This is a genomic window from Paenibacillus donghaensis, from assembly GCF_002192415.1.
Lineage (GTDB): Bacteria > Bacillota > Bacilli > Paenibacillales > Paenibacillaceae > Paenibacillus_AQ > Paenibacillus_AQ donghaensis.
On the sequence record NZ_CP021780.1, the window covers coordinates 4,191,410 to 4,205,486 of the forward strand.

14 protein-coding genes are annotated in these 14,077 nt (G+C 44.4%); 8 read left to right on the top strand and 6 right to left on the bottom strand.

All coding sequences use genetic code 11. The annotated features are described in order from the left end of the window. The first annotated feature begins 20 nt into the window (after nt 1-20). The 5 genes from B9T62_RS19350 (at nt 21) to B9T62_RS19370 (ending at nt 5,861) form a co-directional block, all read left to right on the top strand. Entirely contained in the window at nt 21-2,084 is a 2,064-nt protein-coding gene (locus B9T62_RS19350) for a DUF4082 domain-containing protein (protein ID WP_157793930.1), read from the top strand. A gap of 38 nt (nt 2,085-2,122) precedes the next feature. Continuing rightward, nucleotides 2,123-4,045, top strand: coding sequence for a DNRLRE domain-containing protein (locus B9T62_RS19355; RefSeq protein WP_087916787.1), 1,923 nt, complete (start codon nt 2,123-2,125; stop codon nt 4,043-4,045). A gap of 53 nt (nt 4,046-4,098) precedes the next feature. Then, a complete protein-coding gene (locus B9T62_RS19360) occupies nt 4,099-4,557 on the top strand; it encodes a phage holin family protein (RefSeq protein WP_245864498.1) in 459 nt (152 codons plus the stop codon). A 94-nt stretch (nt 4,558-4,651) separates the two neighbouring features. Beyond that, nucleotides 4,652-5,398: a C39 family peptidase gene (locus B9T62_RS19365; protein ID WP_087916788.1), complete on the top strand. Its 747-nt coding sequence runs from the start codon at nt 4,652-4,654 to the stop codon at nt 5,396-5,398. Between the two features lie 46 nt (nt 5,399-5,444). After that, entirely contained in the window at nt 5,445-5,861 is a 417-nt protein-coding gene (locus B9T62_RS19370; RefSeq protein ID WP_087916789.1) for a hypothetical protein, read from the top strand. Between the two features lie 127 nt (nt 5,862-5,988). On the opposite strand, the gene B9T62_RS19375 is transcribed toward B9T62_RS19370, so the two are convergent. From B9T62_RS19375 to B9T62_RS19385, 3 genes are all read right to left on the bottom strand, one after another. Beyond that, nucleotides 5,989-7,473 carry a recombinase family protein gene (locus B9T62_RS19375; RefSeq protein ID WP_087916790.1) on the bottom strand — a complete coding sequence of 495 codons (1,485 nt, stop codon included), beginning with the start codon at nt 7,471-7,473 and terminating at the stop codon, nt 5,989-5,991. A 26-nt stretch (nt 7,474-7,499) separates the two neighbouring features. After that, entirely contained in the window at nt 7,500-7,877 is a 378-nt protein-coding gene (locus tag B9T62_RS19380) for a VOC family protein (RefSeq protein ID WP_087916791.1), read from the bottom strand. A gap of 83 nt (nt 7,878-7,960) precedes the next feature. Beyond that, the gene (locus B9T62_RS19385) at nt 7,961-8,452 is read right to left on the bottom strand and encodes a type 1 glutamine amidotransferase domain-containing protein (protein ID WP_245864499.1); all 492 of its coding nucleotides are present in this window, start codon (nt 8,450-8,452) and stop codon (nt 7,961-7,963) included. 138 nt (nt 8,453-8,590) lie between these two features. Between B9T62_RS19385 and B9T62_RS19390 the strand changes: the two genes are divergently transcribed. After that, nucleotides 8,591-9,658, top strand: coding sequence for an LLM class flavin-dependent oxidoreductase (locus B9T62_RS19390; RefSeq protein WP_425436670.1), 1,068 nt, complete (start codon nt 8,591-8,593; stop codon nt 9,656-9,658). A gap of 811 nt (nt 9,659-10,469) precedes the next feature. On the opposite strand, the gene B9T62_RS19395 is transcribed toward B9T62_RS19390, so the two are convergent. Continuing rightward, the gene (locus B9T62_RS19395) at nt 10,470-11,069 is read right to left on the bottom strand and encodes a TetR/AcrR family transcriptional regulator (RefSeq protein WP_087916793.1); all 600 of its coding nucleotides are present in this window, start codon (nt 11,067-11,069) and stop codon (nt 10,470-10,472) included. A gap of 98 nt (nt 11,070-11,167) precedes the next feature. Between B9T62_RS19395 and B9T62_RS19400 the strand changes: the two genes are divergently transcribed. After that, nucleotides 11,168-11,722 carry an alpha/beta fold hydrolase gene (locus B9T62_RS19400; protein WP_425436671.1) on the top strand — a complete coding sequence of 185 codons (555 nt, stop codon included), beginning with the start codon at nt 11,168-11,170 and terminating at the stop codon, nt 11,720-11,722. Here the strand turns inward: B9T62_RS19400 and B9T62_RS19405 are convergent. Beyond that, nucleotides 11,659-12,120, bottom strand: a complete 462-nt coding sequence (locus tag B9T62_RS19405; protein ID WP_087916794.1) for a hypothetical protein — start codon at nt 12,118-12,120, stop codon at nt 11,659-11,661. The two genes, B9T62_RS19400 and B9T62_RS19405, sit on opposite strands and share 64 nt — an antisense overlap. After that, entirely contained in the window at nt 12,117-12,818 is a 702-nt protein-coding gene (locus tag B9T62_RS19410; RefSeq protein WP_087916795.1) for a response regulator transcription factor, read from the bottom strand. Before B9T62_RS19410 ends, B9T62_RS19405 begins: the two co-directional genes overlap by 4 nt. 131 nt (nt 12,819-12,949) lie before the next feature. Here B9T62_RS19410 and B9T62_RS19415 point away from each other — a divergent pair, with 131 nt between their 5' ends. Further along, nucleotides 12,950-13,987, top strand: coding sequence for an asparaginase (locus tag B9T62_RS19415; RefSeq protein WP_087916796.1), 1,038 nt, complete (start codon nt 12,950-12,952; stop codon nt 13,985-13,987). Nucleotides 13,988-14,077: the final 90 nt, after the last annotated feature.

A 14,077-nucleotide genomic window follows, 5' to 3' on the forward strand; every position in this document is an offset into this window, starting at 1 on the left:
AATAAAAGAAGGTGATTTATATGATTAACACATTTAAGTTCCCTATTAATACTTCCGCTCCGTTTTCTGGGAACTCCTCTACAACGGTGGCACACAGACTTCGTTTTTCAAAAAACACCACTATCTCAGCTTTATATTGGTATAGGGGTAACACCACATACGCCCCGATTGTCACGCCTAGAATATACGAATTAAGTGGAAAGGTTATTGGTACAGGGAATGGAACTATAGAATCAAGTTTCCTATTGGGATGGTATAGATTACCTCTAACGACGCCTGTAGAGTTGATTGCAAACACAGATTATTTAATAGGTTGTTTTTTCAGTATTGGCGCTCCTATTGGATATTCAAATCTTGCTGTTGGTAATTACACTTATGACATTGGTGGAGATTTATCCATGACCTTATCAGATGGACTATATTGGAGTAATGGAGGAAGTGGTGTTGATGTTGTACCAATAAGGCAAGGTGGTGGGAATTTAATTTCTATTGGATTTGATGGTGTAAGCTACAATAGAAAGGTATTAGTTTTTAATAAAAATCAATACAAAAAGTATACAAATACTTGGGAAAATATATCAACTAACCCCATAGAAAGCGACTATATTAGTGGGAATACGCTCGAACAATTAAGCCTTATACCCGAATCCGCATGGTCACAACTAACAGGAAACGTTGAACTGTGTTATTACACCGATGATTCAACCAAAACAGAAGCACAATTTAATATTGAAACCACTCCCTTCACTTTAGCAGAAGAATGGGAGGATAAAGAAATAAAAATAATTGAATACACCGATGATCCCAATCAATCAGAATCGACTATAACTTTAGAAACCGAACCATTCTCACTATATGATGAACTTGGTGATACTGTAGATGTTTTATACTACACTGACGATCCATCCAAAACATCAGCTAATCTAAATGTTACAGCCAACTACTCCCCTCTCGATGAGATTGTGGGAGATTTTGATGTTGTCACCTGGACAGATGATGAGGATATTGCTGTGGGTAATGAGCCAACTTTGGAATATGGCGCATTACCATTTGAACAACTTATTATTCAGCCTTCAGATTTTTCGTCATATGGTACGGTTAAGTCATTTGTGGCAAGCAAAATTGGCGATGCAAGATTGAGATTTATCACAAGTTTTGATTCAGGTACAACTTGGAAAATTTATCGTTTTGGCAAATGGAGATTAATTAATAAAGCTGATTTGCTTATTGTCAGAAAAAAAGGAATGAGCGTTGATGAATTAAATGTGATACCCGAAAAGGATTTAATTGGAGCAAATAGGTTAGGTTATTATCTGGATAACAGCATTCATAATAGTGCTGAAAATGTGCAGCTGGATTATGTCAAAGTTAGTTCGTTAGCTCCTACTCAGGATGTTAAGTTTAGCGATGTGGCATTTTATTTGCTCAACACTACGGCTACGATTCAAATAGCTCTACAGGGTAATAAGATTGTCGGAACCTTAGATGATACTGATACAGGTAGGGTCCAATACAGAGTTATTTTAAATGGTAATCCCTACTATCCTGCCTCTGGTGATTTCTCACCGTTGATGCCTTCCCCTTTAAATATTCGGTTGAATATCTCTGAAAAGGACGTAGTGTTTGGACAAGATAATACATTAAAGGTTGAGTTCCAGGATTATTGGGGTCAAACCGATTTCTGGCAAACAACTTTTGTTGGAACGTATTCTGGGATAATGTTCAAGGATGAGACAGGTCAATTTCTATCAAACTCATTTGGAGAAATCTTGAAACACCTGGATTTCGGTGTGGTTATTGCTGGTCAAACCACATTAGAGCAAAAGGTGATTGTGAAGAACCAACTAGGAATCCAGGTTCAGAATCTAATCCTGGAAGTCCAAAAGGAGAAACTGCCTGAAGGAGTTAAAATTGAATTGTCTCGTTCAAACTTCCCGTTCACTCCAGAGGACCCATTGCTGTTTAACATGTTTTTTGACGAGAATGAAGAATTTGAATTTTATACTAGGATCTTAACCGACATTCAAGCTCCTCCAGCAGCCAATGGTGAGTTTGAAGTAAGAGCTAAAGCAGATCCAGTATGATTTATGATCTCAATACAATGAGATAAGGAAGTGTGTAAGTGGATGAAATCGATGAAATAAGTAGTATTATCACTATTAAAAACAGACTCTCTAACCAAATGGCAGGGAGTTTTAAACTATATCGTCCGATGACAGATGATATAGAGGCTGAATTCATTGTTAAAAAGAGTACTGGTGACGACCTAAGAAGTATCATCGAAGTCAGAGTTGAAAAATATGCCGATGTTAACGCAACAATGGATATTATGTATCGAGGCAATAGCGATGCTGAGGGAGAAATAGAAGCCATTGCTGCAAACTACATAGATGGGTTAATTGAAGTAAGACCACATAATCGTATGTTTGGTAAGTTTGAATTAATGGGCGCTCCCAAAGTCAGTGTGACTCTCCCTCCTATTGCTGATGCAACTACAAGAAGTCGTGAGGATTTACGGACAATAAACTATGGTGATACTAGAAGTATGTTGACTGGTAAAACCATAGATGAAGAATTTGGAGCATTTGTACAATTTGCTGATTTTGTAGAATCTATTCCTGATTTAAAGTTTATTGAATCAGCCAAGCTAAGATTATATTATACAAATGTACATTCTGAAGCAAATATTGAATTACATCAGCCCAATACTATATGGCGAGAATTAGGTATCACCGATGCCAATAAACCTCAATCAGTTGAAAAGCTTAGTGATACATTCACGATCAATACTGTTCAGCGATATGTTGAATTTGATGTTAAAGATATCGCTAAAAGATGGCAGGATGGTACTTTAGATAATTATGGGTTTATTATCTCAACTAGTGATGATGTTCGATACACATTATTTACTCGGGAGTCAGATTATCCTCCTCAATTAATTGTTGACTACATTACGTCACAGGTATTTAGCATAGGACGCAGTGAACTTGAGTGTGGAATATTTGTTTATGGTAAAGGCGATAGTGATTTGTCTGCTAGATTGACTGTAGATAGCGATGTAGGGATCAATAATATGGAATCCTATTTATATGTCCATCGTTCTGCTGATTTTATGCATAGTGATGTCGTAAGTAATATGCCAATTTCTAAACCAGACTTATTCTCTAGGATGACTGTACAGAGACGAGAGTTTACTGATTTAGAATCAGTGATAACGGTTGGCGTTCGAAGTATGACTGAAATTGATTCAAGCATTGGTATTAGTATTCCAGATATAGACTCTTGGTTGACTGTTGATCCCAATATGTCATTGGCAAGTATTATTAATGTTCCAGCGCATGAGTATCTAGATTCATACATAGCCGTATCACAGCCCGACTTAAACGCTACGCTGACAGTCTCAGACCATACAAGGGTAAATAGTTATATGGATTCTGTACTAACCGTTAGAACCGAATATGAGTCCATTATAGACTCAACTATAGATGTATCTGTCAGAGATTTGGCTGGTCTCATAAGTATTAGAGGGATTGCTGAAACAGAGATGGATGGGATTCTACAAGTTCCAGACAGATACGATGTAGATAGTACACTGGGCTATTCTCATCCAGATATGAATGCCACTTTAACAATTAGAGCCATAGGTGATAGTGGATTAGATGGTCTTATTGAGGTTCCATATTATGAGGACATGGATTCTACTTTTGGATACTCTCGTCCTGATTTGAATGCTATGTTGACCGTTACATATACTTCAGAGGTTGAGAGTGAGATATATGTTAAGGATAAAGAATACTTAAATTCAATGATTGATGTTAAGAACATTAGTGAAATGTCTGGTGTACTCATGATCAAAGCTGTCAATCAGATTGATGGAGAAATGACCGTTAATAATCCTGAGTTGTTTGGGTATTTGATACCCAGAGTTACCGGAGACAGCGATTTGGTCGGACAGATGCTGATTAAGAAAAGGAACGTTGCAGACTTGAATAGCTATATTAGTGTTCGAGGTAAGGGAAATAGAAATTTTGTAATCATGTTTTAAAGGAACTAGAGAGGTGTCATTTGGCATCTCTCTTTTATTTTGGGGGAACTAAATTGAAAGATTTTAATTTTAAACTATTGGCGAACAAAGACTACTCTTTTCTCTATGCGTTATCAGGTGCTGGAGGATCAATTTTGTCCTATTCGTTTGGAGGTTGGAGTGGACTATTGGAAATATTACTATTGATGTTTGCGATTGATTATATTTCAGGTTGTGTTGCAAGTTTAAAATCTGGGAAAGGATTAAAAAGCAGTATTGGATTTTGGGGATTGATAAAGAAAGGCATGATGCTGTTAATGGTTCTATTGGGCCATAGAATTGATTTAGCCCTAAATATGAATCTGGTCATGAATGGCACAATTGTTTTTTGGATATCAAATGAATTAGTCAGTATATTTGAAAATTATGGAAGGATGAAAATTAACATCCCTCCGATTTATAAAAAGATATTTACAATTTTCAAGGACAGGGCTGAAGCAGCAACAAAAGATGAAGATAAACCAGAACAATAAAAGACAACATTATTGTATCGCCCTGCTTGAGCATCCACAGTAAAGTTGTCCCAAAGAAATTATATCATATAAATTGTAAAAGGAGATAGTCTAAATGAAGGAAATAGTTTATTACAGTCAAAAAAATCCAAAATGGAAAAATACGATGTACTCCAGTCGCGGTGACACAACACAAACTATAGGAGCTTCTGCTTGTGGCCCCACAAGCGCTGCAATGGTTATTAGTACATTGACCAACAATGTTCTTCTTCCTACTATGGCAGCAAAATACGCTATTGAAAATGGGTTTCGTACAAGTAATGAGGGAACATCCTGGGGATTCTTCTCTAGCATCGCTGAAAAGCACGGATTGACCTGTTCCCAAACATCTGGGCTTAATGAGGTCAAAACTGCTCTTTCTAAAGGAAAATTGGTTATCGCCTCCATGAAAAAAGGTCACTTTACAGGTGGTGGACACTATATCCTTCTTGTTGGCATCAACGGTGCCTGGATTGATGTTTATGATCCCAACCATAGTAATAGAAGATATGGTTCAGATGGCCTTGTTGACCAAGGAGTCAAAGATGATGGAAAAGTTAAATCTAAAGAATCAGTATTTAGTGCTGAGTGTAAACAGTATTGGATCTTCGATACTGTTAAAAAAGATGATACGAAAACAACACAATCAACAATAAAGGATGATGAAGAAGTGCAAACAGTAAAGATGATTCTGACCAAGGACAATAGTGTAGTTGAAGGATTCATGAAGGATAATGCTAACTATATTCCTGTAAGTGTCCTAAAGGAATTGGGTCATAGGGTTACTTGGGATAATGAGAATAAGAAATTGTATATTAGCTAAATTTTATTAAAGTAAAAATACGTATAAATAAAAGGGGATTAAAAATATGAATGATATCTATATTATTGGTGGTGCAGTCCTGCTCGTTATGACAGGATTCTTTGTCATTCCTTGGCTTCAGAAAAAAGGTGTTCTTACAAGTAAAAATATTGAGACTATCCTTAGTCTATCTAATATTGAACGTCTGGTTATCGATATCCTTCCTATTGCCGATCAATATAAAAATAAAGCAAACTTTGTCCTAGACGTTGCCGATGAAGTTGTTGATTATGTTAATACATACGTCAATGGCACACTTTCAAAGGATGATAAAATTGCACTTTCATCAAAAATAGTAGTTAGTATTTGCGAGAAATATGGAGTAAAACCGAGTAATCAAGAGATGAATTTGATTGAAATAATAATCGAACAAGGAATTAGGATTGCGGATAAAGTAGTAGCCTCTACCCCACTCATTAAGTAAAATAATTAGATATACAAAATGCCCCCATTTGGAGATTAATCCATTTGGGGGCATTTTTTTCATTTGATTCAATGTTTTAAAATTATATTTACACAACACACAGTAACAGTGTTCATTCAGATTATTCTCACTTTGGAGCAATCATTAAAGTAATCTTATCGGACTCCCTTTGATAATAAACACGTTCAATGATGAGCTTCAATAGACGATTTGATTCCTTAATGTCCGCAGAATCCTTTATTTTATCTAGAACTGTAAACCTACTTTCCATTTGAACATTTAGTGATTCGATATCAGTTGCATTCAATTGTATTTTAACTTCTGAAATGGACTTGTTGATATTTTCAACTTCATCTGTAATCGCTTTTTTATTCTCTAGGAACTCAGTTTTCTCAAATAATCCGTCTAAGAAACCATCTGACAGTTTCTTTAGTCGAGCAGTATATTTACTTTTATTCGATTCCAGATCGGCTAATTTTTCCTCCAAATCATTTGTATCGGAACCAATATTACCATTAAGAACCCTGACCCACTCTTCCCTCCAATATTGCTCAATGAACGCTAGTTGCTGATAAAACTTCTCTTTAAGAGTACTCTCCATTACACCCCTATTACCGCACTCGCATTTCTTAACAACGAGTACATCTTTCCGCTTAACACTTGTTGTGTAACCTATTTTTCTATTGCATACATTGCAGAACACAAGGTCTTTAAGTATTGTTCTGACCAATCCCCTGGAGCGTGTTCGAGTCTCCATATCTCCACTCAATCGACCCTTAATTGCAAGTTGCACTCTAATAAATCGTTCAACAGAAACTAGTGCAGGAAAGGCATTATGTGTTTCTATAATTTCCGAAACTTCCTTCGTATACTTATCTGTTAGACGTACAACCAATATTCCAAGATACTGTTTGTTGTTCAATATGTGCTGTATCGTTCTTATGTACCACTTATTTCCATATGATGACATAATGCCTCTGCCATCTAGTTCCGCTTTGATATCTCGAAGTGAATATCCCTCTTCTGCCAGTTGAAACATTAGTTGTAAATACTTCGCTCTGTCATTCGGAACAAGAGTCCTGTGTTTCCTTTTAATAAAATCGTCCCATACGGCGTCATATCCGTAGGGTGGTTGTGCGGAAACGTAATGTCCCGCCTTAGCTTTGTTAATGTAGCCATCCCTCATACGGTTATCAGTCGTTTTTAGTTCATATACGCCGAGAGATGAAACCATATCATACATTAACCTGTGTTCCTTATTTCGTAGATCATAAGTCTGGGTTGGAGTTATAATTAAACAGTTTGCTTTTTCGAGCACATCAGCTATCATTTGAGATAAGTGACCCGATCTTGCCAAACGTTGAAGTTCAACTACAACAACTGCGTGATATAGTCCGGCTTCAATGTCTCGCATCATACGCAATAGTTCTGTTCTCTCTTCAAATTTGGTTCCGCCAGAGAGAATTTCTTCATAAGTCGAAGACTCGGTATATCGAACGCCAATACGACGACATAAATCGGTTGTAATGGTGCGGTGATTCGATAGTGTAGAATCCGTATCTCCATCTGATCTGGATTTTCTGTTAAATATACATACTAGTTCATTCGCCATTAATATTCACGCTCCACAAATTCATTCTACCATGAACTTATGTAATTGTATACGCTCCAGGATGTTTCCTGCAGCTCCATTTCCACCTTACCGCCCTCTTGCAGCTGATGAAACGCGGTCTTAAGCTCTTCTGCGTTGTCCGTCACAACCGACAAGCTGATGTTGCTGCCAACTGTAAAGGGCATACCCGGAAACACGTCCGAGAACATAACAGTACTGCCAAGAATTTCAAGACGGGTATGCATAACCATAGTCTTGGCTTCCTTCGGAAGCGGGTACTGCGGATTGTCTGGCATATCACCAAAGGACATTATTTTCGGCTTCTCCGTTTTAAATACCTTGGCATAATACTCCACCGCTTCCCGGCAATTCCCGGCAAAATTCAGATACGCATGAATGGGCATTCTAATCACTCCTTTATAAAGTTAAGGATATCCTGAAACGTTACGTCTATACTATACAAAAAGCAAATCCCTGACAAGCTGGCCTACCGCTTGGCGGATTGCGGGTTCTGGCCGGTAATCAAGCGTCCTTCCTCCTGCTTTGCCATCTTCTCTTCAATATTGGCGAAGCCGGTCAGCTTCTTGCCGGATATCCATGGAGTACCGTCGGAGTGCTTGATGTTCAGCAGAGCGCCTACGCCATGGCATACTGCCGATACGATACCGCCTTTATCATATATTGCTCGGCTAATCTGCAGCAGGCTGGCATTATCCGGGAAATCAAACATCGTGCCATGGCCTCCGGTGAAATAGATGGCATCATAACTTTCCGCGTCTACCTGCTCCGGTGTCATGGTGTTCTTCAGCGTGCCCATAAATTCGGCGCTCTCGAAATAAGCTTTGGTGCTTTTGTCAAGGACGGCACCGAGGCTTTTGGGGTCCAGCGGGACATCTCCGCCTTTAGGGCTTACCAGATCAATTACAACGTCATGCTTGTCAAATACTTCTATGAAGTGAGTAGCCTCACTTAACCACAATCCAGTGGCCTCATCCTTGGAAGGAAGTATAACACCAAAACGGGCAAGTTAAACAAGAGAAAGCGGAAATTAACTTACTAAAGTTGAGATACATTAGTTTTTATAGTATGATAAAGGTACTTGAAGGAGGCGTTTATAATGGCCGAAACACCCGGCACAATGGAAATAGGAATCAGCACTTTTCTGGAAACAACACCCGACCCGCACACCGGGCAAATCATGAGCCATGCCCTGCGGCTGCGGCAGGCAGTCGAAGAGATTGTGCTTGCAGATCAGGTTGGCCTCGATGTCTATGGGATCGGTGAGCACCACCGGGCCGATTACGCCGGCACGGCACCTGCGGTTGTATTGGCAGCCGCGGCTACCCAGACCCAGCGGATCAGGCTTACCAGCGCCGTCACCGTATTGTCCTCGGATGATCCGGTGCGCGTATACCAGGCCTTCTCTACACTGGACGGCCTGTCTAACGGCCGGGCCGAGATTATGGCTGGTCGCGGTTCCTTCACCGAATCCTTCCCGCTGTTCGGATACAGCCTGGAGGATTACAACGAGCTGTTTGAGGAGAATCTGGAGCTTCTACTCGCGATCCGCGATACCGAGAAGGTCAGCTGGCGGGGCGGCCACCGTGCGGCGATTGTGAACCGGGGGGTCTACCCCCGTTCGGTACAGACACCGCTGCCGGTCTGGATCGCCAGCGGAGGCAACGCGGAATCGGCGATCCGCGCCGGCATGCTGGGCCTTCCGATCGCATTTGCGATCATCGGAGGCATGCCTGAGCAGTTCGCACCGCTGGTAGACCTCTACAAGCAGGCGGCCGTGCGGGCTGGCCATGATCCGGCCAAGCTGCAGATTGCCACCCATTCGCACGGGTTCGTCGGGGATACCACCGATGAAGCCGCCGAGAAGTTCTTCGCGCCGACACAGGCGCAGATGAACGTAATCGGCCGCGAACGCGGCTGGGGCCAGCCATATAGCCGCGCGACCTACGATGCCGCGCGCAGCCTGCGCGGCGCGCTGTATGTCGGCGACCCCGAATATGTCGCCGAGAAGATCATTCTGCTGCGCCGTAACCTGGGCGTCTCGCGTTTCTTCCTGCACGTCAATGTCGGCACAATGCCGCATCTGGAGGTCATGCGGGCGATTGAGCTGCTGGGCACGCGGGTAGCGCCCATTGTGCGTAAAGAGCTTGCCCGTCTCGAAGGCTGACGGACCTGCTGCAATACAAGGTCAGCCGAACCGACCTACGTTTGCACGCTATAGAACATGGTCTATGAATGCTAAGTTGGATTCCGGCGCAATCTCGGCTAACTTCCGTATGATTTCAACCCGTATGATTAATGGGAATTTCGTTACTGCTTAGGGCTCCATATGATGAGAATATCGAAGTTTAACTTCGTAGTGGCTTCCTAAGTCCGGGCCATGGAATTAGTTGAAAAAGTGGTTACTACTTAGGTCCCCTAGCCCTCTTCGCTCGTAACCCTCGCTTCGATTTCAGACGGTTGCGGACTCAGGAGCCTCTATTTGCTGTACATAGGCCGTTTTGCAGGATTAACGGACCCAGGAGCCTCTATATCACAGAAAACCCTCGCTTTTGAGCCTGTTTTGACGACTTAGGGGCTATACGGTCCGTAAGACGTCAAAATATCGCTGATAGGAGGAAATAGGGGCTATACGGTCCGCTAGAATGCAGGTTACCTAGTTCAAGGGCTTGGAGTGTCGCAGGGTCCTAAGTAGTAACCACTTTCGCATCTATTTGCGTTAACGATCCGGAGTAACCTTCTAAATCCTCCGCTGAGACCTATGTAGTAACGGAATTTCTCAGTGGTAATAACTCCCTATCGCTCCATGTGCGCAAAGGGCTGTCCCGATTTCCGGGGCAGCCCTTTATTGAATTTGAAGAATGTATAGGGTACTCTCCATAAATCACCTTTCTATTTATCGCAGAAACGGATACTGCCCCTCATTCAGAGGACAGCGGAGCCATTTTTTCTAATATCCACGATTACCCAAGCAGCAGCTACTCTTCCACTTTGCATAGGCTATATAAATGCTGCTCGATAATAGACTCGTTGCGGCCAGCATCCAGTCTTCCGGGGTGCATCAGCTGGTGGATCGCCAGCCCGTCGACCAGCGCATTCAGCTTCTCAACCTCCAGTTCCACGTCCAGACCGGGTTTCGCCAGCTGCTGTTGCAGAAGGGTGTCGATCACAAACTGTGAAGCCTGCTGCAACCCCGCCTGCATTTCCTCGCTTAATCTTTTTAACTCCGGAAAGATCAACGCTTTGGCGTTAAAAGACAACCATACCTCCATTTCCATAATTCTGTCCTCATCCACCGGCACGAACTGCATCAACACCAGTTTCAGATTAGGTACCACCGGGCCCTCGGAAGGCAACGCCTCCACTCGTGACTGGACCCGTTGCACAAACAGGTTCATACAGAACGCAAACAGCTCTGCCTGCGTGGAGAAATAATGACGCATGGACCCTACAGACAGCCCGGCTTCTTTGCTGATATTGCGGACCGTAGCCTGCTCCAGGCCGGACCTGCGGATAATTCTTAATGCGGCTTCAGCGACAAGATGTTTCTGTTTAGCATGATCTACGATTTTTGGCATAGTTCCATTATACCTGCTTTTCTTTTTATAATACAATGTGCTATAATCACTTTAATTAATACACTGTATTAAATTAAACCAGAAAGGAAACACTACACATGAATCAAACCACAAACTTAAAGAGCAAGAAACGTAAACCTAAATGGGTAACTATTCTGCTCAGCTTCCTGTCCCTGCTTGTCCTGGCTGTCGCCGCAGGCTTCATCTATGAATGGTTCGCCTCCCGTCAAGTAGAGTCCGATTATCCCGCTCCGGGCACCTTGGTGGAAGCAGGCGGCTATCGTCTGCATATCCATAAGCAGGGCAGCGGCTCGCCGACCATTCTGCTGGAAGCAGGCAGCGGAGAAACCAGTTTGTCCTGGCGAGACATCCCAGAGCAACTGGCCGAATCTGCGACCGTAGTCAGCTACGATCGTGCAGGTTATGCCTGGAGCGAACGCGCGGATACGGAGCGCAGCGGAGCCAACATTGTGCAGGAGCTTCATACCGCGATGGAAGCCGAGTGGGCCGTTTCAACAGAAGATGCTATTCGGGGACAACAGTTGGGAGCACTGCCTGTGCGCATTATTGCCCGCGGCATCCCGCAGGACTACGCTTCTTTTCCGAGCGGAGAGTTCAAATTGAGGCTCATGCTGGCGGCAAGCTTCAGCTGAATCGGCAAAGAAACCACCAGCCAGAACTGCTGCTGCTGCTCATAAGATACTGTAATGACCTCCTGGGCAGCAGAACTGGCCGTCAGGAAATCGGTGAACTCCCCGGCGTTAAGTCGATCTGAAGGAAGCGGATGAAGACCGACCGAATAAACTACCCTGTAGTCGGCATCCACCACCTGCATCCCGCCGCCATGCCGGAGAAGTTCTGCGGTTGGAATACTGCGGTAATCGCTCTGTATCAGCTTCTCAGCCGTCAGCCGCTGGTAGATGCTGTCCTCCGTATGGAATATACCGCTGGCGGCCAGACCCATTAGCAGTAGCACCGTCACCAGCGTGGTAACGAGGAATATCAACATGTAATTCTTCAGCAGCCGGTATGAGATACGCTGTGTTCTCATCGAGCAATACTTCCGTCGCTGAATTTATAGCCAAGACCACGTACGGTTACCAGATAACGCGGGTTCCGCGGGTCCGCTTCCAGCTTGCTGCGCAGCCGGCTTATGGTCACCATTATCGTATTGTCGTCATAACAATACTCATCCTCCCACACCTCAGCGTACAGCTTTTTTCTGGTGAAGACTCTCTCTGGGTTACGCATCAGCCATTCCAGCAGCTTGTACTCCTTGGCCAAGAGGGGGACGGAATGTTCTCCGATGTGGAGGGTGCACGCCTTGGTATCCAGCAGCAGCTCACCGATCTGAATCCGATCGCGCTGCGCGGCAGGCGGGCAGTCATACACAAGCCTGCGTCTTAGCTGCGCCTCCACTCTCGCTGCCAGCTCAGCCGGACTGAACGGCTTGGGCAGATAATCATCTGCACCGAGCCCCAGCCCCAGCAGCTTATCCATCTCCTCGCCTCTCGCGGAGACGATGATTACCGGCACATGGCTGATCTTGCGGAGCTTGCGCAGCAGATTGAAGCCATCCAGTCGCGGCATCACCACATCCAGCAGGATCAGATCCGGCTGATGGTTCAGCACCAGCTCCAGCGCCGCCACCCCATCCTTGGCTTCCAATACAACATGTCCCCGAGGCTCCAGCGTGTCCCGCATCAGCCGCCGGATATCTGCTTCATCCTCTGCGATCAACAGCTTCATTGTTTCCTGTCTCCATTCTATCCAGCCTTGTCCTGCCTTCTGGCCGAATGTCTGTAATTATTTGGCATTGACTTCTTGGCCGTTCCGGGTTACCTTCTCACATATAGTCTTTGCCCGAAAGGAATACGATCATGAACAGCTTATTAACTACCGTTGACTTCAAGACGCTCTCCACCTATAATCCCGAGCTTAAGAATGTGGTCATTCTTGCCACCGGCGGCACGATTGCCGGCAGCGGCGAAGCGCATAAGACGCTTAATTATGAACCGGGAGCACTGCCGATCAGCGATCTGCTGGCCAGCGTTCCCCACCTGGATGAGGTGGCTAACTGTGCAGGCATTCAGGTCAGTAATCTGTGCAGTGCCGATATTACCGTAAGCCACTGGTTGACCCTGGCTTCAATAATTAACAGCCTGGCAGGCCGAGATGACATCCACGGCTTCGTCATTACTCACGGGACCGACACGCTGGATGAAACCTCTTATTTCCTCAACCTGGTGCTCAAGACCGATAAACCGGTGATCATCACCGGCTCGATGCGGCCTGCCACCGCGATTAGCGCGGACGGTCCGCTCAACCTCTACCAATCGGTTGCCCTGGCCGCCAATCCTGAAGCCTGTGGCATGGGCGTTATGGTCGTGTTTGCTGAAGGCATTTACAGCGGCCGGGATGTGCAGAAGGTGAACACCTTCAAGGCCAACGCTTTTGATGAGCGGGATTTCGGCTGTTTGGGGTATATGCGGGACAGTGAGGCTTTTTTCTATACACGCACATTGAAGAAGCATACTACCGCCGCCCAGTTCGACGTTTCCGCCTTATCCTCGCTGCCCGAGGTATCCGTTGCTTATTTCCACGTGGACGCCAATCCTGGCATTCTCGATTACCTGGCGACTCTTTCGCAAGGCATTATCATTGCCGGCGCAGGCGGCGGTATTTACAGCAAATCCTGGATCGACAAGGTGGGCGAGCTGAAGCAGAGCAACATCCCTGTCGTCCGCTGCTCGCGGATCTCCAGCGGAATTACGCTGAAGGATGCTTATATCGATCTGTCGTCCAACTCCATCCCCTGCAACAGCCTGGTTCCCCAGAAGGCCCGCATCCTGCTGTCACTTGCCTTGACGCAGACGAAGGACTACGACCGGATTGCCGCTATGTATAACGAATACTAAGGGGCTGCCGCTTAGGCTCCCCGTCCTGCTCTGACCGGACGGGGAACCTGCGGCTGCACCATATCCCCGGCACTCCTCAGAGCAATTCAA